This window comes from Mesorhizobium sp. ORM8.1 (assembly GCF_053005525.2).
Genome location: NZ_CM132600.1, coordinates 5,056,622 through 5,082,724 on the forward strand (window position 1 = coordinate 5,056,622; position 26,103 = coordinate 5,082,724).

1 protein-coding gene is annotated in these 26,103 nt (G+C 68.4%); it reads right to left on the bottom strand.

The window, feature by feature from the left end; all coding sequences use genetic code 11:
- Nucleotides 1–101: 101 nt before the first annotated feature.
- The gene (locus ACVDG8_RS25395; protein WP_455707265.1) at nucleotides 102–25,976 is read right to left on the bottom strand and encodes an Ig-like domain-containing protein; all 25,875 of its coding nucleotides are present in this window, start codon (nucleotides 25,974–25,976) and stop codon (nucleotides 102–104) included.
- Nucleotides 25,977–26,103 lie beyond the last annotated feature (127 nt).

Genomic DNA, 26,103 nt, shown 5'->3' on the forward strand with positions numbered 1-26,103 from the left:
TCGGTTCCTTTACCTGCCGTAAACCTTAATTGGTAAGCTGAATCGGCGACCGGCCGATCCAGAAGTTGAGCCGCGTGGTGCCTGCGGCTCACCCTCAACGTTCACGCCCCGAGACCACTCGCCGTCAGACCATATTGAACTACCGTCCTACCGGCCCCGTCGTCGACAAGCGTGAAGCTGTGTTCATCGAAGATGCCCAGGAGGTGGAGCGTGGCATTGTGAGTGCCATCGGTCACGGTCAACGTTCCTCCAGTGCCGGTCGAATCTACCTGATAGGCAGCCGATGTTCCCGCGCCGAACAGGATATCGCCGAGGTCGATCTTGTCGTCGTTGGTCATCCCGCCGATCCTGCCGCTGAAGTCGAACGAATCGTCCAGCTGCAGCGTGCCGGCCGCATTCTGCGCGAAGGTCACATCCGTCGACGAGGCTGCGCCGAACTCCAGCTTCGACAAATTGCCGATCGTGGCGTCCCCCGTCCCGGTGACCTGGCCGTTGATCGTGATGTTGCCGCCATTGGCCCAGAGCAACCCGGAATTGGCGAGCGTCCCGGTGATCGTCAGGCCTCCAGAGCCCGTCGCCTCCAGCGTCCCCGAGTTGACGGTGGTGTTGGCGCCAGCGTTGATGACCAGGGCGTGGGTGCCGGTGGCGACGATCGTCCCCTGGTTGTTCAGGGACAACAGGCCGCCGCCCAGTAGGCCGCCGCCCAGTTGGCCGGCGCCGGAGATGGTGTTGTCAACGTTGGTCAGGGTGACGTCCGCGCTCGTGCCGGAGATAACGTTCCAGTCGCTATCGGACAGGACGACCTGCCCGCCGCCCTGCAGGGTGATGCCGTGCTGGATGATCTGCAGTAGCGTGTCGCTGCCCGCGGAGTCGAGCGAGATGAGGCCGGTGTTGTTGATCGTGCCGCTCAGCGGCAGCATGGCGCCGTCGCCGATCGACATAGTGCCGGCGTTATTGACCACCGGCGTCTGGTCGAAGACGAAATTGCTGTCTGTGAGCGCGCTCGAGTGGACGCCGTCGAGCGTGATCGACTGTCCGTCGGCAAGCGTGATCACAGCATTGCCGCTGCCGTCGTCGACCATGTGAGCTTGGACGTCGGCGAAGCTCTGGAAGCCGGAATAGCCAATCAGGTCAATTTTATCCGCGACGGTGTCGAAGCTATGCACCGTGTCGTTGCCGATCGGTTGCGAGAAGACGAAGAGGTCGTTGCCGAGAGAGCCGGTCAGCACGTCGTCACCAGACCAGGCGAAGATCGGCGAACCCGGCGTATAGGCCTCGACATTATTCGCGACGATCATCGTACCTGTTGTACCGTCCGTGTTGGTCCACGTCTCGGTCACATTGACCACCGTAGCTCCGACGTAGTCGGCGGGCGTGGTGACGCTTAGAGAGCCGACATCGATGGTGGCGATTGACCAGGACCCATCCGCGTTGTGAACAGCTCCGTTGAGAGTCCAACCAATTGGCACCCCTGAAACGGTTACCGCGATTGATTCATAATTTTCTGTTGGGTTCGTCAATCCCAAATAGATAGGGTCTCCAGATGTGCCTGCGGGAGCCTGAGTTGTAATGGTGGTTTGGTTCCCCGCAGCATCGGTGGCGACAATTGTCAAATGGTCATTATTCGCCAAGTTCGAATTAGTGTAACTCCAATTTCCACCGTTAAGTGTTGCAGTACCGTTAGCCGCTGAATGGTCACTGTCTGAAATAGTAATCGAAGTTACGCCAGATCCAGAGTCACTGTAAGTGCCTCCCAAGGTCTTGGTACCGTTGCTGTAGCTCGTCTTTGCGACGCTTGGCGCGGTGGTGTCGACCTTGTAGCTGGCGTTGTCGGTCACCGAGTTGGCCGTCAATGTCGCGCTGTTGCCTGCGGCATCCTTGATCGTGCCGCCGTTCAGGCTCAGCGCGTTGGCACCGATACTGATGCCGTTGGTATCGGTCTGGCTCGACTGGATGGTGTAGGTGAACACCAGCGAGTTGCTGCCGCTGCCCGAGGAGTAGTTGGCCTGCACCGTGGTACCACCGATGTTGAGCGCCAGCTGCGGCGTACCTGAGATCGTCACACTCTCGCTGAGGGCCACCGTCACGCTTACCACGTCGCCGGCGTTCAGATAGCTATTCTGGATCCCCGTCGCGCTGGTGATCACTTCGCTGTTGACCGTCGGCGCCGTCTGGTCGAGCGTGTAGGCGTGGCCGGTACCAGCGGTCGTGTTGCCCGCCAAGTCGATCGTGCGCACCGACAAGGTGTTGGTGCCGGACGACAGCGTCACGCCGGAGGCCGAGAAGGTCCCGCCACTGGCGCTCGCCGTCACCCAGGTCGTGCCGCCGTCGGCGCTGACCTGGATCGTGTCGCCCGCAAGCGTGCCGGTATAGGTGCCGCTCACCGTCTGCGATGCCGTGCTGGTGATGAAGTCGCTTCCCGAGCTGCCGGTATCGGCGCTCAGCGCCGTCACAATCGCAACGGCGCTCGGCGCGGTCTGGTCGAGCCCATAGCCATGACCGGTGCCGGCGGTGGTGTTGCCGGCCTGGTCGATCGTCCGTACCGACAACAAGGTGTTTGGCCCGGACAACAGCGTCACGCCGGAGGCCGAGAAGGTCCCGCCACTGGCGCTCGCCGTCACCCAGGTCGTGCCGCCGTCGGCGCTGACCTGGATCGTCTCGCCCGTACCCAGCGTGCCGGCATAGGTGCCGCTCACCGTCTGCGAGGCCGTGCTGGTGATGAAGTCGGTCCCCGAGCTGCCGGTGTCGGCGCTCAGCGCCGTCACCGTTGCTGCCGCGGTCGGCGCGGTCTGGTCGAGCGTGTAGGCGTGGCCGGTGCCGGCGGTGGTGTTGCCCGCCTGGTCGATCGTGCGCACCGACAAGGTGTTGGTGCCGGACGACAGCGTCACGCCGGAGGCCGAGAAGGTCCCGGCACTCGCCGTCGCCGTCACCCAGGTCGCGCCGCCGTTGGCGCTGACCTGGATCGTCTCGCCCGTACCCAGCGTGCCGGCATAGGTGCCGCTCACCGTCTGCGAGGCCGTGCTGGTAATGAAGTCGCTCGAGGAGCTGCCGGTATCGGCGCTCAGCGCCGTCACCGTCGCAGCCGCGGCCGGCGCGGTCTGATCCAGCGTATAGCTATGGCCGGTGCCGGCGGTGGTGTTGCCCGCCTGGTCGATCGTGCGCACCGACAAGGTGTTGGTGCCGGACGACAGCGTCACGCCGGAGGCCGAGAAGGTCCCGGCACTCGCCGTCGCCGTCACCCAGGTCGCGCCGCCGTTGGCGCTGACCTGGATCGTCTCGCCCGTACCCAGCGTGCCGGCATAGGTGCCGCTCACCGTCTGCGAGGCCGTGCTGGTGATGAAGTCGCTCGAGGAGCTGCCGGTATCGGCGCTCAGCGCCGTCACCGTCGCAGCCGCGGCCGGCGCGGTCTGATCCAGCGTATAGCTATGGCCGGTGCCGGCGGTGGTGTTGCCCGCCTGGTCGATCGTGCGCACCGACAAGGTGTTGGTGCCGGACGACAGCGTCACGCCGGAGGCCGAGAAGGTCCCGCCACTGGCGCTCGCCGTCACCCAGGTCGTGCCGCCGTCGGCGCTGACCTGGATCGTCTCGCCCGTACCCAGCGTGCCGGTATAGGTGCCGCTCACCGTCTGCGAGGCCGTGCTGGTGATGAAGTCGCTCGAGGAGCTGCCGGTATCGGCGCTCAGCGCCGTCACCGTCGCAGCCGCGGTCGGCGCCGTGTTGTCGACGGTGACCGTGATCGCGTTGCTGGTCGAGCTGTTGCCCGCCGGGTCGGTGACGATGGCGTGGAAGCTGTAGGTGCCGTCGGCCAGACCGGCCTGGTTCGCCGAGGTCGTGCTCCAGGTGGCGCCGCCGTCGGTGGAAACCTCATAGGCCACGCTGACGCCGTTGGCGTCGCTGTCGCCGCTCAGGCTGAGGTCGAAGGTGCCGTCCTTGGTGATCGGCGTCGCGTCGCTGCTGCCGGTGTCGGTCAGGTTGGCAAAGGCCAGCGCGCCGGCGGTCGGCGCCGTGTTGTCGACGGTGACCGTGATCGCGTTGCTGGTCGAGCTGTTGCCCGCCGGGTCGGTGACGATGGCGTGGAAGCTGTAGGTGCCGTCGGCCAGACCGGCCTGGTTCGCCGAGGTCGTGCTCCAGGTGGCGCCGCCGTCGGTGGAAACCTCATAGGCCACGCTGACGCCGTTGGCGTCGCTGTCGCCGCTCAGGCTGAGGTCGAAGGTGCCGTCCTTGGTGATCGGCGTCGCGTCGCTGCTGCCGGTGTCGGTCAGGTTGGCAAAGGCCAGCGCGCCGGCGGTCGGCGCCGTGTTGTCGACGGTGACCGTGATCGCGTTGCTGGTCGAGCTGTTGCCCGCCGGGTCGGTGACGATGGCGTGGAAGCTGTAGGTGCCGTCGGCCAGACCGGCCTGGTTCGCCGAGGTCGTGCTCCAGGTGGCGCCGCCGTCGGTGGAAACCTCATAGGCCACGCTGACGCCGTTGGCGTCGCTGTCGCCGCTCAGGCTGAGGTCGAAGGTGCCGTCCTTGGTGATCGGCGTCGCGTCGCTGCTGCCGGTGTCGGTCAGGTTGGCAAAGGCCAGCGCGCCGGCGGTCGGCGCCGTGTTGTCGACGGTGACCGTGATCGCGTTGCTGGTCGAGCTGTTGCCCGCCGGGTCGGTGACGATGGCGTGGAAGCTGTAGGTGCCGTCGGCCAGACCGGCCTGGTTCGCCGAGGTCGTGCTCCAGGTGGCGCCGCCGTCGGTGGAAACCTCATAGGCCACGCTGACGCCGTTGGCGTCGCTGTCGCCGCTCAGGCTGAGGTCGAAGGTGCCGTCCTTGGTGATCGGCGTCGCGTCGCTGCTGCCGGTGTCGGTCAGGTTGGCAAAGGCCAGCGCGCCGGCGGTCGGCGCCGTGTTGTCGACGGTGACCGTGATCGCGTTGCTGGTCGAGCTGTTGCCCGCCGGGTCGGTGACGATGGCGTGGAAGCTGTAGGTGCCGTCGGCCAGACCGGCCTGGTTCGCCGAGGTCGTGCTCCAGGTGGCGCCGCCGTCGGTGGAAACCTCATAGGCCACGCTGACGCCGTTGGCGTCGCTGTCGCCGCTCAGGCTGAGGTCGAAGGTGCCGTCCTTGGTGATCGGCGTCGCGTCGCTGCTGCCGGTGTCGGTCAGGTTGGCAAAGGCCAGCGCGCCGGCGGTCGGCGCCGTGTTGTCGACGGTGACCGTGATCGCGTTGCTGGTCGAGCTGTTGCCCGCCGGGTCGGTGACGATGGCGTGGAAGCTGTAGGTGCCGTCGGCCAGACCGGCCTGGTTCGCCGAGGTCGTGCTCCAGGTGGCGCCGCCGTCGGTGGAAACCTCATAGGCCACGCTGACGCCGTTGGCGTCGCTGTCGCCGCTCAGGCTGAGGTCGAAGGTGCCGTCCTTGGTGATCGGCGTCGCGTCGCTGCTGCCGGTGTCGGTCAGGTTGGCAAAGGCCAGCGCGCCGGCGGTCGGCGCCGTGTTGTCGACGGTGACCGTGATCGCGTTGCTGGTCGAGCTGTTGCCCGCCGGGTCGGTGACGATGGCGTGGAAGCTGTAGGTGCCGTCGGCCAGACCGGCCTGGTTCGCCGAGGTCGTGCTCCAGGTGGCGCCGCCGTCGGTGGAAACCTCATAGGCCACGCTGACGCCGTTGGCGTCGCTGTCGCCGCTCAGGCTGAGGTCGAAGGTGCCGTCCTTGGTGATCGGCGTCGCGTCGCTGCTGCCGGTGTCGGTCAGGTTGGCAAAGGCCAGCGCGCCGGCGGTCGGCGCCGTGTTGTCGACGGTGACCGTGATCGCGTTGCTGGTCGAGCTGTTGCCCGCCGGGTCGGTGACGATGGCGTGGAAGCTGTAGGTGCCGTCGGCCAGACCGGCCTGGTTCGCCGAGGTCGTGCTCCAGGTGGCGCCGCCGTCGGTGGAAACCTCATAGGCCACGCTGACGCCGTTGGCGTCGCTGTCGCCGCTCAGGCTGAGGTCGAAGGTGCCGTCCTTGGTGATCGGCGTCGCGTCGCTGCTGCCGGTGTCGGTCAGGTTGGCAAAGGCCAGCGCGCCGGCGGTCGGCGCCGTGTTGTCGACGGTGACCGTGATCGCGTTGCTGGTCGAGCTGTTGCCCGCCGGGTCGGTGACGATGGCGTGGAAGCTGTAGGTGCCGTCGGCCAGACCGGCCTGGTTCGCCGAGGTCGTGCTCCAGGTGGCGCCGCCGTCGGTGGAAACCTCATAGGCCACGCTGACGCCGTTGGCGTCGCTGTCGCCGCTCAGGCTGAGGTCGAAGGTGCCGTCCTTGGTGATCGGCGTCGCGTCGCTGCTGCCGGTGTCGGTCAGGTTGGCAAAGGCCAGCGCGCCGGCGGTCGGCGCCGTGTTGTCGACGGTGACCGTGATCGCGTTGCTGGTCGAGCTGTTGCCCGCCGGGTCGGTGACGATGGCGTGGAAGCTGTAGGTGCCGTCGGCCAGACCGGCCTGGTTCGCCGAGGTCGTGCTCCAGGTGGCGCCGCCGTCGGTGGAAACCTCATAGGCCACGCTGACGCCGTTGGCGTCGCTGTCGCCGCTCAGGCTGAGGTCGAAGGTGCCGTCCTTGGTGATCGGCGTCGCGTCGCTGCTGCCGGTGTCGGTCAGGTTGGCAAAGGCCAGCGCGCCGGCGGTCGGCGCCGTGTTGTCGACGGTGACCGTGATCGCGTTGCTGGTCGAGCTGTTGCCCGCCGGGTCGGTGACGATGGCGTGGAAGCTGTAGGTGCCGTCGGCCAGACCGGCCTGGTTCGCCGAGGTCGTGCTCCAGGTGGCGCCGCCGTCGGTGGAAACCTCATAGGCCACGCTGACGCCGTTGGCGTCGCTGTCGCCGCTCAGGCTGAGGTCGAAGGTGCCGTCCTTGGTGATCGGCGTCGCGTCGCTGCTGCCGGTGTCGGTCAGGTTGGCAAAGGCCAGCGCGCCGGCGGTCGGCGCCGTGTTGTCGACGGTGACCGTGATCGCGTTGCTGGTCGAGCTGTTGCCCGCCGGGTCGGTGACGATGGCGTGGAAGCTGTAGGTGCCGTCGGCCAGACCGGCCTGGTTCGCCGAGGTCGTGCTCCAGGTGGCGCCGCCGTCGGTGGAAACCTCATAGGCCACGCTGACGCCGTTGGCGTCGCTGTCGCCGCTCAGGCTGAGGTCGAAGGTGCCGTCCTTGGTGATCGGCGTCGCGTCGCTGCTGCCGGTGTCGGTCAGGTTGGCAAAGGCCAGCGCGCCGGCGGTCGGCGCCGTGTTGTCGACGGTGACCGTGATCGCGTTGCTGGTCGAGCTGTTGCCCGCCGGGTCGGTGACGATGGCGTGGAAGCTGTAGGTGCCGTCGGCCAGACCGGCCTGGTTCGCCGAGGTCGTGCTCCAGGTGGCGCCGCCGTCGGTGGAAACCTCATAGGCCACGCTGACGCCGTTGGCGTCGCTGTCGCCGCTCAGGCTGAGGTCGAAGGTGCCGTCCTTGGTGATCGGCGTCGCGTCGCTGCTGCCGGTGTCGGTCAGGTTGGCAAAGGCCAGCGCGCCGGCGGTCGGCGCCGTGTTGTCGACGGTGACCGTGATCGCGTTGCTGGTCGAGCTGTTGCCCGCCGGGTCGGTGACGATGGCGTGGAAGCTGTAGGTGCCGTCGGCCAGACCGGCCTGGTTCGCCGAGGTCGTGCTCCAGGTGGCGCCGCCGTCGGTGGAAACCTCATAGGCCACGCTGACGCCGTTGGCGTCGCTGTCGCCGCTCAGGCTGAGGTCGAAGGTGCCGTCCTTGGTGATCGGCGTCGCGTCGCTGCTGCCGGTGTCGGTCAGGTTGGCAAAGGCCAGCGCGCCGGCGGTCGGCGCCGTGTTGTCGACGGTGACCGTGATCGCGTTGCTGGTCGAGCTGTTGCCCGCCGGGTCGGTGACGATGGCGTGGAAGCTGTAGGTGCCGTCGGCCAGACCGGCCTGGTTCGCCGAGGTCGTGCTCCAGGTGGCGCCGCCGTCGGTGGAAACCTCATAGGCCACGCTGACGCCGTTGGCGTCGCTGTCGCCGCTCAGGCTGAGGTCGAAGGTGCCGTCCTTGGTGATCGGCGTCGCGTCGCTGCTGCCGGTGTCGGTCAGGTTGGCAAAGGCCAGCGCGCCGGCGGTCGGCGCCGTGTTGTCGACGGTGACCGTGATCGCGTTGCTGGTCGAGCTGTTGCCCGCCGGGTCGGTGACGATGGCGTGGAAGCTGTAGGTGCCGTCGGCCAGACCGGCCTGGTTCGCCGAGGTCGTGCTCCAGGTGGCGCCGCCGTCGGTGGAAACCTCATAGGCCACGCTGACGCCGTTGGCGTCGCTGTCGCCGCTCAGGCTGAGGTCGAAGGTGCCGTCCTTGGTGATCGGCGTCGCGTCGCTGCTGCCGGTGTCGGTCAGGTTGGCAAAGGCCAGCGCGCCGGCGGTCGGCGCCGTGTTGTCGACGGTGACCGTGATCGCGTTGCTGGTCGAGCTGTTGCCCGCCGGGTCGGTGACGATGGCGTGGAAGCTGTAGGTGCCGTCGGCCAGACCGGCCTGGTTCGCCGAGGTCGTGCTCCAGGTGGCGCCGCCGTCGGTGGAAACCTCATAGGCCACGCTGACGCCGTTGGCGTCGCTGTCGCCGCTCAGGCTGAGGTCGAAGGTGCCGTCCTTGGTGATCGGCGTCGCGTCGCTGCTGCCGGTGTCGGTCAGGTTGGCAAAGGCCAGCGCGCCGGCGGTCGGCGCCGTGTTGTCGACGGTGACCGTGATCGCGTTGCTGGTCGAGCTGTTGCCCGCCGGGTCGGTGACGATGGCGTGGAAGCTGTAGGTGCCGTCGGCCAGACCGGCCTGGTTCGCCGAGGTCGTGCTCCAGGTGGCGCCGCCGTCGGTGGAAACCTCATAGGCCACGCTGACGCCGTTGGCGTCGCTGTCGCCGCTCAGGCTGAGGTCGAAGGTGCCGTCCTTGGTGATCGGCGTCGCGTCGCTGCTGCCGGTGTCGGTCAGGTTGGCAAAGGCCAGCGCGCCGGCGGTCGGCGCCGTGTTGTCGACGGTGACCGTGATCGCGTTGCTGGTCGAGCTGTTGCCCGCCGGGTCGGTGACGATGGCGTGGAAGCTGTAGGTGCCGTCGGCCAGACCGGCCTGGTTCGCCGAGGTCGTGCTCCAGGTGGCGCCGCCGTCGGTGGAAACCTCATAGGCCACGCTGACGCCGTTGGCGTCGCTGTCGCCGCTCAGGCTGAGGTCGAAGGTGCCGTCCTTGGTGATCGGCGTCGCGTCGCTGCTGCCGGTGTCGGTCAGGTTGGCAAAGGCCAGCGCGCCGGCGGTCGGCGCCGTGTTGTCGACGGTGACCGTGATCGCGTTGCTGGTCGAGCTGTTGCCCGCCGGGTCGGTGACGATGGCGTGGAAGCTGTAGGTGCCGTCGGCCAGACCGGCCTGGTTCGCCGAGGTCGTGCTCCAGGTGGCGCCGCCGTCGGTGGAAACCTCATAGGCCACGCTGACGCCGTTGGCGTCGCTGTCGCCGCTCAGGCTGAGGTCGAAGGTGCCGTCCTTGGTGATCGGCGTCGCGTCGCTGCTGCCGGTGTCGGTCAGGTTGGCAAAGGCCAGCGCGCCGGCGGTCGGCGCCGTGTTGTCGACGGTGACCGTGATCGCGTTGCTGGTCGAGCTGTTGCCCGCCGGGTCGGTGACGATGGCGTGGAAGCTGTAGGTGCCGTCGGCCAGACCGGCCTGGTTCGCCGAGGTCGTGCTCCAGGTGGCGCCGCCGTCGGTGGAAACCTCATAGGCCACGCTGACGCCGTTGGCGTCGCTGTCGCCGCTCAGGCTGAGGTCGAAGGTGCCGTCCTTGGTGATCGGCGTCGCGTCGCTGCTGCCGGTGTCGGTCAGGTTGGCAAAGGCCAGCGCGCCGGCGGTCGGCGCCGTGTTGTCGACGGTGACCGTGATCGCGTTGCTGGTCGAGCTGTTGCCCGCCGGGTCGGTGACGATGGCGTGGAAGCTGTAGGTGCCGTCGGCCAGACCGGCCTGGTTCGCCGAGGTCGTGCTCCAGGTGGCGCCGCCGTCGGTGGAAACCTCATAGGCCACGCTGACGCCGTTGGCGTCGCTGTCGCCGCTCAGGCTGAGGTCGAAGGTGCCGTCCTTGGTGATCGGCGTCGCGTCGCTGCTGCCGGTGTCGGTCAGGTTGGCAAAGGCCAGCGCGCCGGCGGTCGGCGCCGTGTTGTCGACGGTGACCGTGATCGCGTTGCTGGTCGAGCTGTTGCCCGCCGGGTCGGTGACGATGGCGTGGAAGCTGTAGGTGCCGTCGGCCAGACCGGCCTGGTTCGCCGAGGTCGTGCTCCAGGTGGCGCCGCCGTCGGTGGAAACCTCATAGGCCACGCTGACGCCGTTGGCGTCGCTGTCGCCGCTCAGGCTGAGGTCGAAGGTGCCGTCCTTGGTGATCGGCGTCGCGTCGCTGCTGCCGGTGTCGGTCAGGTTGGCAAAGGCCAGCGCGCCGGCGGTCGGCGCCGTGTTGTCGACGGTGACCGTGATCGCGTTGCTGGTCGAGCTGTTGCCCGCCGGGTCGGTGACGATGGCGTGGAAGCTGTAGGTGCCGTCGGCCAGACCGGCCTGGTTCGCCGAGGTCGTGCTCCAGGTGGCGCCGCCGTCGGTGGAAACCTCATAGGCCACGCTGACGCCGTTGGCGTCGCTGTCGCCGCTCAGGCTGAGGTCGAAGGTGCCGTCCTTGGTGATCGGCGTCGCGTCGCTGCTGCCGGTGTCGGTCAGGTTGGCAAAGGCCAGCGCGCCGGCGGTCGGCGCCGTGTTGTCGACGGTGACCGTGATCGCGTTGCTGGTCGAGCTGTTGCCCGCCGGGTCGGTGACGATGGCGTGGAAGCTGTAGGTGCCGTCGGCCAGACCGGCCTGGTTCGCCGAGGTCGTGCTCCAGGTGGCGCCGCCGTCGGTGGAAACCTCATAGGCCACGCTGACGCCGTTGGCGTCGCTGTCGCCGCTCAGGCTGAGGTCGAAGGTGCCGTCCTTGGTGATCGGCGTCGCGTCGCTGCTGCCGGTGTCGGTCAGGTTGGCAAAGGCCAGCGCGCCGGCGGTCGGCGCCGTGTTGTCGACGGTGACCGTGATCGCGTTGCTGGTCGAGCTGTTGCCCGCCGGGTCGGTGACGATGGCGTGGAAGCTGTAGGTGCCGTCGGCCAGACCGGCCTGGTTCGCCGAGGTCGTGCTCCAGGTGGCGCCGCCGTCGGTGGAAACCTCATAGGCCACGCTGACGCCGTTGGCGTCGCTGTCGCCGCTCAGGCTGAGGTCGAAGGTGCCGTCCTTGGTGATCGGCGTCGCGTCGCTGCTGCCGGTGTCGGTCAGGTTGGCAAAGGCCAGCGCGCCGGCGGTCGGCGCCGTGTTGTCGACGGTGACCGTGATCGCGTTGCTGGTCGAGCTGTTGCCCGCCGGGTCGGTGACGATGGCGTGGAAGCTGTAGGTGCCGTCGGCCAGACCGGCCTGGTTCGCCGAGGTCGTGCTCCAGGTGGCGCCGCCGTCGGTGGAAACCTCATAGGCCACGCTGACGCCGTTGGCGTCGCTGTCGCCGCTCAGGCTGAGGTCGAAGGTGCCGTCCTTGGTGATCGGCGTCGCGTCGCTGCTGCCGGTGTCGGTCAGGTTGGCAAAGGCCAGCGCGCCGGCGGTCGGCGCCGTGTTGTCGACGGTGACCGTGATCGCGTTGCTGGTCGAGCTGTTGCCCGCCGGGTCGGTGACGATGGCGTGGAAGCTGTAGGTGCCGTCGGCCAGACCGGCCTGGTTCGCCGAGGTCGTGCTCCAGGTGGCGCCGCCGTCGGTGGAAACCTCATAGGCCACGCTGACGCCGTTGGCGTCGCTGTCGCCGCTCAGGCTGAGGTCGAAGGTGCCGTCCTTGGTGATCGGCGTCGCGTCGCTGCTGCCGGTGTCGGTCAGGTTGGCAAAGGCCAGCGCGCCGGCGGTCGGCGCCGTGTTGTCGACGGTGACCGTGATCGCGTTGCTGGTCGAGCTGTTGCCCGCCGGGTCGGTGACGATGGCGTGGAAGCTGTAGGTGCCGTCGGCCAGACCGGCCTGGTTCGCCGAGGTCGTGCTCCAGGTGGCGCCGCCGTCGGTGGAAACCTCATAGGCCACGCTGACGCCGTTGGCGTCGCTGTCGCCGCTCAGGCTGAGGTCGAAGGTGCCGTCCTTGGTGATCGGCGTCGCGTCGCTGCTGCCGGTGTCGGTCAGGTTGGCAAAGGCCAGCGCGCCGGCGGTCGGCGCCGTGTTGTCGACGGTGACCGTGATCGCGTTGCTGGTCGAGCTGTTGCCCGCCGGGTCGGTGACGATGGCGTGGAAGCTGTAGGTGCCGTCGGCCAGACCGGCCTGGTTCGCCGAGGTCGTGCTCCAGGTGGCGCCGCCGTCGGTGGAAACCTCATAGGCCACGCTGACGCCGTTGGCGTCGCTGTCGCCGCTCAGGCTGAGGTCGAAGGTGCCGTCCTTGGTGATCGGCGTCGCGTCGCTGCTGCCGGTGTCGGTCAGGTTGGCAAAGGCCAGCGCGCCGGCGGTCGGCGCCGTGTTGTCGACGGTGACCGTGATCGCGTTGCTGGTCGAGCTGTTGCCCGCCGGGTCGGTGACGATGGCGTGGAAGCTGTAGGTGCCGTCGGCCAGACCGGCCTGGTTCGCCGAGGTCGTGCTCCAGGTGGCGCCGCCGTCGGTGGAAACCTCATAGGCCACGCTGACGCCGTTGGCGTCGCTGTCGCCGCTCAGGCTGAGGTCGAAGGTGCCGTCCTTGGTGATCGGCGTCGCGTCGCTGCTGCCGGTGTCGGTCAGGTTGGCAAAGGCCAGCGCGCCGGCGGTCGGCGCCGTGTTGTCGACGGTGACCGTGATCGCGTTGCTGGTCGAGCTGTTGCCCGCCGGGTCGGTGACGATGGCGTGGAAGCTGTAGGTGCCGTCGGCCAGACCGGCCTGGTTCGCCGAGGTCGTGCTCCAGGTGGCGCCGCCGTCGGTGGAAACCTCATAGGCCACGCTGACGCCGTTGGCGTCGCTGTCGCCGCTCAGGCTGAGGTCGAAGGTGCCGTCCTTGGTGATCGGCGTCGCGTCGCTGCTGCCGGTGTCGGTCAGGTTGGCAAAGGCCAGCGCGCCGGCGGTCGGCGCCGTGTTGTCGACGGTGACCGTGATCGCGTTGCTGGTCGAGCTGTTGCCCGCCGGGTCGGTGACGATGGCGTGGAAGCTGTAGGTGCCGTCGGCCAGACCGGCCTGGTTCGCCGAGGTCGTGCTCCAGGTGGCGCCGCCGTCGGTGGAAACCTCATAGGCCACGCTGACGCCGTTGGCGTCGCTGTCGCCGCTCAGGCTGAGGTCGAAGGTGCCGTCCTTGGTGATCGGCGTCGCGTCGCTGCTGCCGGTGTCGGTCAGGTTGGCAAAGGCCAGCGCGCCGGCGGTCGGCGCCGTGTTGTCGACGGTGACCGTGATCGCGTTGCTGGTCGAGCTGTTGCCCGCCGGGTCGGTGACGATGGCGTGGAAGCTGTAGGTGCCGTCGGCCAGACCGGCCTGGTTCGCCGAGGTCGTGCTCCAGGTGGCGCCGCCGTCGGTGGAAACCTCATAGGCCACGCTGACGCCGTTGGCGTCGCTGTCGCCGCTCAGGCTGAGGTCGAAGGTGCCGTCCTTGGTGATCGGCGTCGCGTCGCTGCTGCCGGTGTCGGTCAGGTTGGCAAAGGCCAGCGCGCCGGCGGTCGGCGCCGTGTTGTCGACGGTGACCGTGATCGCGTTGCTGGTCGAGCTGTTGCCCGCCGGGTCGGTGACGATGGCGTGGAAGCTGTAGGTGCCGTCGGCCAGACCGGCCTGGTTCGCCGAGGTCGTGCTCCAGGTGGCGCCGCCGTCGGTGGAAACCTCATAGGCCACGCTGACGCCGTTGGCGTCGCTGTCGCCGCTCAGGCTGAGGTCGAAGGTGCCGTCCTTGGTGATCGGCGTCGCGTCGCTGCTGCCGGTGTCGGTCAGGTTGGCAAAGGCCAGCGCGCCGGCGGTCGGCGCCGTGTTGTCGACGGTGACCGTGATCGCGTTGCTGGTCGAGCTGTTGCCCGCCGGGTCGGTGACGATGGCGTGGAAGCTGTAGGTGCCGTCGGCCAGACCGGCCTGGTTCGCCGAGGTCGTGCTCCAGGTGGCGCCGCCGTCGGTGGAAACCTCATAGGCCACGCTGACGCCGTTGGCGTCGCTGTCGCCGCTCAGGCTGAGGTCGAAGGTGCCGTCCTTGGTGATCGGCGTCGCGTCGCTGCTGCCGGTGTCGGTCAGGTTGGCAAAGGCCAGCGCGCCGGCGGTCGGCGCCGTGTTGTCGACGGTGACCGTGATCGCGTTGCTGGTCGAGCTGTTGCCCGCCGGGTCGGTGACGATGGCGTGGAAGCTGTAGGTGCCGTCGGCCAGACCGGCCTGGTTCGCCGAGGTCGTGCTCCAGGTGGCGCCGCCGTCGGTGGAAACCTCATAGGCCACGCTGACGCCGTTGGCGTCGCTGTCGCCGCTCAGGCTGAGGTCGAAGGTGCCGTCCTTGGTGATCGGCGTCGCGTCGCTGCTGCCGGTGTCGGTCAGGTTGGCAAAGGCCAGCGCGCCGGCGGTCGGCGCCGTGTTGTCGACGGTGACCGTGATCGCGTTGCTGGTCGAGCTGTTGCCCGCCGGGTCGGTGACGATGGCGTGGAAGCTGTAGGTGCCGTCGGCCAGACCGGCCTGGTTCGCCGAGGTCGTGCTCCAGGTGGCGCCGCCGTCGGTGGAAACCTCATAGGCCACGCTGACGCCGTTGGCGTCGCTGTCGCCGCTCAGGCTGAGGTCGAAGGTGCCGTCCTTGGTGATCGGCGTCGCGTCGCTGCTGCCGGTGTCGGTCAGGTTGGCAAAGGCCAGCGCGCCGGCGGTCGGCGCCGTGTTGTCGACGGTGACCGTGATCGCGTTGCTGGTCGAGCTGTTGCCCGCCGGGTCGGTGACGATGGCGTGGAAGCTGTAGGTGCCGTCGGCCAGACCGGCCTGGTTCGCCGAGGTCGTGCTCCAGGTGGCGCCGCCGTCGGTGGAAACCTCATAGGCCACGCTGACGCCGTTGGCGTCGCTGTCGCCGCTCAGGCTGAGGTCGAAGGTGCCGTCCTTGGTGATCGGCGTCGCGTCGCTGCTGCCGGTGTCGGTCAGGTTGGCAAAGGCCAGCGCGCCGGCGGTCGGCGCCGTGTTGTCGACGGTGACCGTGATCGCGTTGCTGGTCGAGCTGTTGCCCGCCGGGTCGGTGACGATGGCGTGGAAGCTGTAGGTGCCGTCGGCCAGACCGGCCTGGTTCGCCGAGGTCGTGCTCCAGGTGGCGCCGCCGTCGGTGGAAACCTCATAGGCCACGCTGACGCCGTTGGCGTCGCTGTCGCCGCTCAGGCTGAGGTCGAAGGTGCCGTCCTTGGTGATCGGCGTCGCGTCGCTGCTGCCGGTGTCGGTCAGGTTGGCAAAGGCCAGCGCGCCGGCGGTCGGCGCCGTGTTGTCGACGGTGACCGTGATCGCGTTGCTGGTCGAGCTGTTGCCCGCCGGGTCGGTGACGATGGCGTGGAAGCTGTAGGTGCCGTCGGCCAGACCGGCCTGGTTCGCCGAGGTCGTGCTCCAGGTGGCGCCGCCGTCGGTGGAAACCTCATAGGCCACGCTGACGCCGTTGGCGTCGCTGTCGCCGCTCAGGCTGAGGTCGAAGGTGCCGTCCTTGGTGATCGGCGTCGCGTCGCTGCTGCCGGTGTCGGTCAGGTTGGCAAAGGCCAGCGCGCCGGCGGTCGGCGCCGTGTTGTCGACGGTGACCGTGATCGCGTTGCTGGTCGAGCTGTTGCCCGCCGGGTCGGTGACGATGGCGTGGAAGCTGTAGGTGCCGTCGGCCAGACCGGCCTGGTTCGCCGAGGTCGTGCTCCAGGTGGCGCCGCCGTCGGTGGAAACCTCATAGGCCACGCTGACGCCGTTGGCGTCGCTGTCGCCGCTCAGGCTGAGGTCGAAGGTGCCGTCCTTGGTGATCGGCGTCGCGTCGCTGCTGCCGGTGTCGGTCAGGTTGGCAAAGGCCAGCGCGCCGGCGGTCGGCGCCGTGTTGTCGACGGTGACCGTGATCGCGTTGCTGGTCGAGCTGTTGCCCGCCGGGTCGGTGACGATGGCGTGGAAGCTGTAGGTGCCGTCGGCCAGACCGGCCTGGTTCGCCGAGGTCGTGCTCCAGGTGGCGCCGCCGTCGGTGGAAACCTCATAGGCCACGCTGACGCCGTTGGCGTCGCTGTCGCCGCTCAGGCTGAGGTCGAAGGTGCCGTCCTTGGTGATCGGCGTCGCGTCGCTGCTGCCGGTGTCGGTCAGGTTGGCAAAGGCCAGCGCGCCGGCGGTCGGCGCCGTGTTGTCGACGGTGACCGTGATCGCGTTGCTGGTCGAGCTGTTGCCCGCCGGGTCGGTGACGATGGCGTGGAAGCTGTAGGTGCCGTCGGCCAGACCGGCCTGGTTCGCCGAGGTCGTGCTCCAGGTGGCGCCGCCGTCGGTGGAAACCTCATAGGCCACGCTGACGCCGTTGGCGTCGCTGTCGCCGCTCAGGCTGAGGTCGAAGGTGCCGTCCTTGGTGATCGGCGTCGCGTCGCTGCTGCCGGTGTCGGTCAGGTTGGCAAAGGCCAGCGCGCCGGCGGTCGGCGCCGTGTTGTCGACGGTGACCGTGATCGCGTTGCTGGTCGAGCTGTTGCCCGCCGGGTCGGTGACGATGGCGTGGAAGCTGTAGGTGCCGTCGGCCAGACCGGCCTGGTTCGCCGAGGTCGTGCTCCAGGTGGCGCCGCCGTCGGTGGAAACCTCATAGGCCACGCTGACGCCGTTGGCGTCGCTGTCGCCGCTCAGGCTGAGGTCGAAGGTGCCGTCCTTGGTGATCGGCGTCGCGTCGCTGCTGCCGGTGTCGGTCAGGTTGGCAAAGGCCAGCGCGCCGGCGGTCGGCGCCGTGTTGTCGACGGTGACCGTGATCGCGTTGCTGGTCGAGCTGTTGCCCGCCGGGTCGGTGACGATGGCGTGGAAGCTGTAGGTGCCGTCGGCCAGACCGGCCTGGTTCGCCGAGGTCGTGCTCCAGGTGGCGCCGCCGTCGGTGGAAACCTCATAGGCCACGCTGACGCCGTTGGCGTCGCTGTCGCCGCTCAGGCTGAGGTCGAAGGTGCCGTCCTTGGTGATCGGCGTCGCGTCGCTGCTGCCGGTGTCGGTCAGGTTGGCAAAGGCCAGCGCGCCGGCGGTCGGCGCCGTGTTGTCGACGGTGACCGTGATCGCGTTGCTGGTCGAGCTGTTGCCCGCCGGGTCGGTGACGATGGCGTGGAAGCTGTAGGTGCCGTCGGCCAGACCGGCCTGGTTCGCCGAGGTCGTGCTCCAGGTGGCGCCGCCGTCGGTGGAAACCTCATAGGCCACGCTGACGCCGTTGGCGTCGCTGTCGCCGCTCAGGCTGAGGTCGAAGGTGCCGTCCTTGGTGATCGGCGTCGCGTCGCTGCTGCCGGTGTCGGTCAGGTTGGCAAAGGCCAGCGCGCCGGCGGTCGGCGCCGTGTTGTCGACGGTGACCGTGATCGCGTTGCTGGTCGAGCTGTTGCCCGCCGGGTCGGTGACGATGGCGTGGAAGCTGTAGGTGCCGTCGGCCAGACCGGCCTGGTTCGCCGAGGTCGTGCTCCAGGTGGCGCCGCCGTCGGTGGAAACCTCATAGGCCACGCTGACGCCGTTGGCGTCGCTGTCGCCGCTCAGGCTGAGGTCGAAGGTGCCGTCCTTGGTGATCGGCGTCGCGTCGCTGCTGCCGGTGTCGGTCAGGTTGGCAAAGGCCAGCGCGCCGGCGGTCGGCGCCGTGTTGTCGACGGTGACCGTGATCGCGTTGCTGGTCGAGCTGTTGCCCGCCGGGTCGGTGACGATGGCGTGGAAGCTGTAGGTGCCGTCGGCCAGACCGGCCTGGTTCGCCGAGGTCGTGCTCCAGGTGGCGCCGCCGTCGGTGGAAACCTCATAGGCCACGCTGACGCCGTTGGCGTCGCTGTCGCCGCTCAGGCTGAGGTCGAAGGTGCCGTCCTTGGTGATCGGCGTCGCGTCGCTGCTGCCGGTGTCGGTCAGGTTGGCAAAGGCCAGCGCGCCGGCGGTCGGCGCCGTGTTGTCGACGGTGACCGTGATCGCGTTGCTGGTCGAGCTGTTGCCCGCCGGGTCGGTGACGATGGCGTGGAAGCTGTAGGTGCCGTCGGCCAGACCGGCCTGGTTCGCCGAGGTCGTGCTCCAGGTGGCGCCGCCGTCGGTGGAAACCTCATAGGCCACGCTGACGCCGTTGGCGTCGCTGTCGCCGCTCAGGCTGAGGTCGAAGGTGCCGTCCTTGGTGATCGGCGTCGCGTCGCTGCTGCCGGTGTCGGTCAGGTTGGCAAAGGCCAGCGCGCCGGCGGTCGGCGCCGTGTTGTCGACGGTGACCGTGATCGCGTTGCTGGTCGAGCTGTTGCCCGCCGGGTCGGTGACGATGGCGTGGAAGCTGTAGGTGCCGTCGGCCAGACCGGCCTGGTTCGCCGAGGTCGTGCTCCAGGTGGCGCCGCCGTCGGTGGAAACCTCATAGGCCACGCTGACGCCGTTGGCGTCGCTGTCGCCGCTCAGGCTGAGGTCGAAGGTGCCGTCCTTGGTGATCGGCGTCGCGTCGCTGCTGCCGGTGTCGGTCAGGTTGGCAAAGGCCAGCGCGCCGGCGGTCGGCGCCGTGTTGTCGACGGTGACCGTGATCGCGTTGCTGGTCGAGCTGTTGCCCGCCGGGTCGGTGACGATGGCGTGGAAGCTGTAGGTGCCGTCGGCCAGACCGGCCTGGTTCGCCGAGGTCGTGCTCCAGGTGGCGCCGCCGTCGGTGGAAACCTCATAGGCCACGCTGACGCCGTTGGCGTCGCTGTCGCCGCTCAGGCTGAGGTCGAAGGTGCCGTCCTTGGTGATCGGCGTCGCGTCGCTGCTGCCGGTGTCGGTCAGGTTGGCAAAGGCCAGCGCGCCGGCGGTCGGCGCCGTGTTGTCGACGGTGACCGTGATCGCGTTGCTGGTCGAGCTGTTGCCCGCCGGGTCGGTGACGATGGCGTGGAAGCTGTAGGTGCCGTCGGCCAGACCGGCCTGGTTCGCCGAGGTCGTGCTCCAGGTGGCGCCGCCGTCGGTGGAAACCTCATAGGCCACGCTGACGCCGTTGGCGTCGCTGTCGCCGCTCAGGCTGAGGTCGAAGGTGCCGTCCTTGGTGATCGGCGTCGCGTCGCTGCTGCCGGTGTCGGTCAGGTTGGCAAAGGCCAGCGCGCCGGCGGTCGGCGCCGTGTTGTCGACGGTGACCGTGATCGCGTTGCTGGTCGAGCTGTTGCCCGCCGGGTCGGTGACGATGGCGTGGAAGCTGTAGGTGCCGTCGGCCAGACCGGCCTGGTTCGCCGAGGTCGTGCTCCAGGTGGCGCCGCCGTCGGTGGAAACCTCATAGGCCACGCTGACGCCGTTGGCGTCGCTGTCGCCGCTCAGGCTGAGGTCGAAGGTGCCGTCCTTGGTGATCGGCGTCGCGTCGCTGCTGCCGGTGTCGGTCAGGTTGGCAAAGGCCAGCGCGCCGGCGGTCGGCGCCGTGTTGTCGACGGTGACCGTGATCGCGTTGCTGGTCGAGCTGTTGCCCGCCGGGTCGGTGACGATGGCGTGGAAGCTGTAGGTGCCGTCGGCCAGACCGGCCTGGTTCGCCGAGGTCGTGCTCCAGGTGGCGCCGCCGTCGGTGGAAACCTCATAGGCCACGCTGACGCCGTTGGCGTCGCTGTCGCCGCTCAGGCTGAGGTCGAAGGTGCCGTCCTTGGTGATCGGCGTCGCGTCGCTGCTGCCGGTGTCGGTCAGGTTGGCAAAGGCCAGCGCGCCGGCGGTCGGCGCCGTGTTGTCGACGGTGACCGTGATCGCGTTGCTGGTCGAGCTGTTGCCCGCCGGGTCGGTGACGATGGCGTGGAAGCTGTAGGTGCCGTCGGCCAGACCGGCCTGGTTCGCCGAGGTCGTGCTCCAGGTGGCGCCGCCGTCGGTGGAAACCTCATAGGCCACGCTGACGCCGTTGGCGTCGCTGTCGCCGCTCAGGCTGAGGTCGAAGGTGCCGTCCTTGGTGATCGGCGTCGCGTCGCTGCTGCCGGTGTCGGTCAGGTTGGCAAAGGCCAGCGCGCCGGCGGTCGGCGCCGTGTTGTCGACGGTGACCGTGATCGCGTTGCTGGTCGAGCTGTTGCCCGCCGGGTCGGTGACGATGGCGTGGAAGCTGTAGGTGCCGTCGGCCAGACCGGCCTGGTTCGCCGAGGTCGTGCTCCAGGTGGCGCCGCCGTCGGTGGAAACCTCATAGGCCACGCTGACGCCGTTGGCGTCGCTGTCGCCGCTCAGGCTGAGGTCGAAGGTGCCGTCCTTGGTGATCGGCGTCGCGTCGCTGCTGCCGGTGTCGGTCAGGTTGGCAAAGGCCAGCGCGCCGGCGGTCGGCGCCGTGTTGTCGACGGTGACCGTGATCGCGTTGCTGGTCGAGCTGTTGCCCGCCGGGTCGGTGACGATGGCGTGGAAGCTGTAGGTGCCGTCGGCCAGACCGGCCTGGTTCGCCGAGGTCGTGCTCCAGGTGGCGCCGCCGTCGGTGGAAACCTCATAGGCCACGCTGACGCCGTTGGCGTCGCTGTCGCCGCTCAGGCTGAGGTCGAAGGTGCCGTCCTTGGTGATCGGCGTCGCGTCGCTGCTGCCGGTGTCGGTCAGGTTGGCAAAGGCCAGCGCGCCGGCGGTCGGCGCCGTGTTGTCGACGGTGACCGTGATCGCGTTGCTGGTCGAGCTGTTGCCCGCCGGGTCGGTGACGATGGCGTGGAAGCTGTAGGTGCCGTCGGCCAGACCGGCCTGGTTCGCCGAGGTCGTGCTCCAGGTGGCGCCGCCGTCGGTGGAAACCTCATAGGCCACGCTGACGCCGTTGGCGTCGCTGTCGCCGCTCAGGCTGAGGTCGAAGGTGCCGTCCTTGGTGATCGGCGTCGCGTCGCTGCTGCCGGTGTCGGTCAGGTTGGCAAAGGCCAGCGCGCCGGCGGTCGGCGCCGTGTTGTCGACGGTGACCGTGATCGCGTTGCTGGTCGAGCTGTTGCCCGCCGGGTCGGTGACGATGGCGTGGAAGCTGTAGGTGCCGTCGGCCAGACCGGCCTGGTTCGCCGAGGTCGTGCTCCAGGTGGCGCCGCCGTCGGTGGAAACCTCATAGGCCACGCTGACGCCGTTGGCGTCGCTGTCGCCGCTCAGGCTGAGGTCGAAGGTGCCGTCCTTGGTGATCGGCGTCGCGTCGCTGCTGCCGGTGTCGGTCAGGTTGGCAAAGGCCAGCGCGCCGGCGGTCGGCGCCGTGTTGTCGACGGTGACCGTGATCGCGTTGCTGGTCGAGCTGTTGCCCGCCGGGTCGGTGACGATGGCGTGGAAGCTGTAGGTGCCGTCGGCCAGACCGGCCTGGTTCGCCGAGGTCGTGCTCCAGGTGGCGCCGCCGTCGGTGGAAACCTCATAGGCCACGCTGACGCCGTTGGCGTCGCTGTCGCCGCTCAGGCTGAGGTCGAAGGTGCCGTCCTTGGTGATCGGCGTCGCGTCGCTGCTGCCGGTGTCGGTCAGGTTGGCAAAGGCCAGCGCGCCGGCGGTCGGCGCCGTGTTGTCGACGGTGACCGTGATCGCGTTGCTGGTCGAGCTGTTGCCCGCCGGGTCGGTGACGATGGCGTGGAAGCTGTAGGTGCCGTCGGCCAGACCGGCCTGGTTCGCCGAGGTCGTGCTCCAGGTGGCGCCGCCGTCGGTGGAAACCTCATAGGCCACGCTGACGCCGTTGGCGTCGCTGTCGCCGCTCAGGCTGAGGTCGAAGGTGCCGTCCTTGGTGATCGGCGTCGCGTCGCTGCTGCCGGTGTCGGTCAGGTTGGCAAAGGCCAGCGCGCCGGCGGTCGGCGCCGTGTTGTCGACGGTGACCGTGATCGCGTTGCTGGTCGAGCTGTTGCCCGCCGGGTCGGTGACGATGGCGTGGAAGCTGTAGGTGCCGTCGGCCAGACCGGCCTGGTTCGCCGAGGTCGTGCTCCAGGTGGCGCCGCCGTCGGTGGAAACCTCATAGGCCACGCTGACGCCGTTGGCGTCGCTGTCGCCGCTCAGGCTGAGGTCGAAGGTGCCGTCCTTGGTGATCGGCGTCGCGTCGCTGCTGCCGGTGTCGGTCAGGTTGGCAAAGGCCAGCGCGCCGGCGGTCGGCGCCGTGTTGTCGACGGTGACCGTGATCGCGTTGCTGGTCGAGCTGTTGCCCGCCGGGTCGGTGACGATGGCGTGGAAGCTGTAGGTGCCGTCGGCCAGACCGGCCTGGTTCGCCGAGGTCGTGCTCCAGGTGGCGCCGCCGTCGGTGGAAACCTCATAGGCCACGCTGACGCCGTTGGCGTCGCTGTCGCCGCTCAGGCTGAGGTCGAAGGTGCCGTCCTTGGTGATCGGCGTCGCGTCGCTGCTGCCGGTGTCGGTCAGGTTGGCAAAGGCCAGCGCGCCGGCGGTCGGCGCCGTGTTGTCGACGGTGACCGTGATCGCGTTGCTGGTCGAGCTGTTGCCCGCCGGGTCGGTGACGATGGCGTGGAAGCTGTAGGTGCCGTCGGCCAGACCGGCCTGGTTCGCCGAGGTCGTGCTCCAGGTGGCGCCGCCGTCGGTGGAAACCTCATAGGCCACGCTGACGCCGTTGGCGTCGCTGTCGCCGCTCAGGCTGAGGTCGAAGGTGCCGTCCTTGGTGATCGGCGTCGCGTCGCTGCTGCCGGTGTCGGTCAGGTTGGCAAAGGCCAGCGCGCCGGCGGTCGGCGCCGTGTTGTCGACGGTGACCGTGATCGCGTTGCTGGTCGAGCTGTTGCCCGCCGGGTCGGTGACGATGGCGTGGAAGCTGTAGGTGCCGTCGGCCAGACCGGCCTGGTTCGCCGAGGTCGTGCTCCAGGTGGCGCCGCCGTCGGTGGAAACCTCATAGGCCACGCTGACGCCGTTGGCGTCGCTGTCGCCGCTCAGGCTGAGGTCGAAGGTGCCGTCCTTGGTGATCGGCGTCGCGTCGCTGCTGCCGGTGTCGGTCAGGTTGGCAAAGGCCAGCGCGCCGGCGGTCGGCGCCGTGTTGTCGACGGTGACCGTGATCGCGTTGCTGGTCGAGCTGTTGCCCGCCGGGTCGGTGACGATGGCGTGGAAGCTGTAGGTGCCGTCGGCCAGACCGGCCTGGTTCGCCGAGGTCGTGCTCCAGGTGGCGCCGCCGTCGGTGGAAACCTCATAGGCCACGCTGACGCCGTTGGCGTCGCTGTCGCCGCTCAGGCTGAGGTCGAAGGTGCCGTCCTTGGTGATCGGCGTCGCGTCGCTGCTGCCGGTGTCGGTCAGGTTGGCAAAGGCCAGCGCGCCGGCGGTCGGCGCCGTGTTGTCGACGGTGACCGTGATCGCGTTGCTGGTCGAGCTGTTGCCCGCCGGGTCGGTGACGATGGCGTGGAAGCTGTAGGTGCCGTCGGCCAGACCGGCCTGGTTCGCCGAGGTCGTGCTCCAGGTGGCGCCGCCGTCGGTGGAAACCTCATAGGCCACGCTGACGCCGTTGGCGTCGCTGTCGCCGCTCAGGCTGAGGTCGAAGGTGCCGTCCTTGGTGATCGGCGTCGCGTCGCTGCTGCCGGTGTCGGTCAGGTTGGCAAAGGCCAGCGCGCCGGCGGTCGGCGCCGTGTTGTCGACGGTGACCGTGATCGCGTTGCTGGTCGAGCTGTTGCCCGCCGGGTCGGTGACGATGGCGTGGAAGCTGTAGGTGCCGTCGGCCAGACCGGCCTGGTTCGCCGAGGTCGTGCTCCAGGTGGCGCCGCCGTCGGTGGAAACCTCATAGGCCACGCTGACGCCGTTGGCGTCGCTGTCGCCGCTCAGGCTGAGGTCGAAGGTGCCGTCCTTGGTGATCGGCGTCGCGTCGCTGCTGCCGGTGTCGGTCAGGTTGGCAAAGGCCAGCGCGCCGGCGGTCGGCGCCGTGTTGTCGACCGTCGCGCCGATTGCCGCCGTCGTTGTGCTGTTGCCGGCGTTGTCCACCGCCTTGGCCGTGAAGCTGTGCCCTCCGTCCGACAGCGCTGCGGTGGTGAACGTCCAAGTATTGCCGTTCACCGTGGCCGCGCCCAGGTCCGTATTGCCGTCAAACACGTGCACCGAGGCCACGCCATTGGTGTCGCTCACCGTGCCTGACAGCGCCAGCGTGTTGTCCTTGGTCAGACCGCCGCTGCTGATCGTCGTTGTCAGGCCGGTGTTGGTCCCGATCGTCGAGCTGATGGTCTCGGTGGGCGCCGTGGTGTCGACCGTCGCGCTGATTGCCGCCGTCGTTGTGCTGTTGCCGGCGTTGTCCACCGCCTTGGCCGTGAAGCTGTGCCCTCCGTCCGACAGCGCTGCGGTGGTGAACGTCCAGGTATTGCCGTTCACCGTGGCCGCGCCCAGGTCCGTATTGCCGTCGAACACGTGCACCGAGGCCACGCCATTGGTATCGCTCACCGTGCCTGACAGCGCCAGCGTGTTGTCCTTGGTCAGACCGCCGCTGCTGATCGTAGTGGTCAGGCCGGTGTTGGTCCCGATCGTCGAACTGATGGTCTCGGTGGGCACCGTGGTGTCGACCGTCGCGCTGATTGCCGCCGTCGTTGTGCTGTTGCCGGCGTTGTCCACCGCCTTGGCCGTGAAGCTGTGCCCTCCGTCCGACAGCGCTGCGGTGGTGAACGTCCAGGTATTGCCGTTCACCGTGGCCGCGCCCAGGTCCGTATTGCCGTCGAACACGTGCACCGAGGCCACGCCATTGGTGTCGCTCACCGTGCCTGACAGCGCCAGCGTGTTGTCCTTGGTCAGACCGCCGCTGCTGATCGTAGTGGTCAGGCCGGTGTTGGTCCCGATCGTCGAGCTGATGGTCTCGGTGGGCACCGTGGTGTCGACCGTCGCGCTGATTGCCGCCGTCGTTGTGCTGTTGCCGGCGTTGTCCACCGCCTTGGCCGTGAAGCTGTGCCCTCCGTCCGACAGCGCTGCGGTGGTGAACGTCCAGGTATTGCCGTTCACCGTGGCCGCGCCCAGGTCCGTATTGCCGTCAAACACGTGCACCGAGGCCACGCCATTGGTGTCGCTCACCGTGCCTGACAGCGCCAGCGTGTTGTCCTTGGTCAGACCGCCGCTGCTGATCGTAGTGGTCAGGCCGGTGTTGGTCCCGATCGTCGAGCTGATGGTCTCGGTGGGCACCGTGGTGTCGACCGTCGCGCTGATTGCCGCCGTCGTTGTGCTGTTGCCGGCGTTGTCCACCGCCTTGGCCGTGAAGCTGTGCCCTCCGTCCGACAGCGCTGCGGTGGTGAACGTCCAGGTATTGCCGTTCACCGTGGCCGCGCCCAGGTCCGTATTGCCGTCGAACACGTGCACCGAGGCCACGCCATTGGTATCGCTCACCGTGCCTGACAGCGCCAGCGTGTTGTCCTTGGTCAGACCGCCGCTGCTGATCGTAGTGGTCAGGCCGGTGTTGGTCCCGATCGTCGAGCTGATGGTCTCGCTAGGAGGAGTCTCATCGACGGTTACCGAATGGGAATCCGACGCCGCTGTCGAGCTACCAACCTTCACCGTGGCGGCAAGAGTATACGTCCCGTCCGCCAATGAAGCGTGTGCGAGATCGCTTGCCGGAATAACGGCGGACCATGTACCGTTCGCGGCAACCGTGGCTGTGTAGTTATGGCCATTTAGGCTGATGGTAAGCTGTGCGCTCGGCGTGAAGTGCGTGACTGTGCCGGTTACGGTGACCCCGGCAGCTGCATCGGCGGAATTGATCAGCCAGGGGTTTGACTGGCTCGGCTCAATCGGATTGATTTTGACGGTGAATGCGGCTGGGGGGTCTACCCCGAGAAAGTCGTTTGGGGTGAGCGTCGAAACGCCAGCGACGTTCACTTTCAGATCGGCGATGCCATCACCATTGCTATCAGCATAAACGAACACCCCTCCGCTACCGTCTGTGGTATACCAGACGGCAAAGGCGCCAGCGGCCCCAAGGTTGGTCGTGTTAGCCGGCTGCTGTCCCTTCCAGAAGAATTCCCCCAGCCCAGCATTGGAGGCGGTTTGGCCGCCCTGCGAGCCGACGAACGTATTGTCGTTGAGGAGCTTCCTGAAATCGAGCTTGTCGACGCCTTCGTTGAAATTGTTGATCACATCCCACTGCGACCCGGTACCATTAAAGGAATCCGTTGCAGTGGCGTAACTGAAGACGTTGGTGATCTGGCCGTTCAGTGTTGCTTGAAAGACGTTTTTGCCAATGCTGCTGTTGATATCAAGAGCG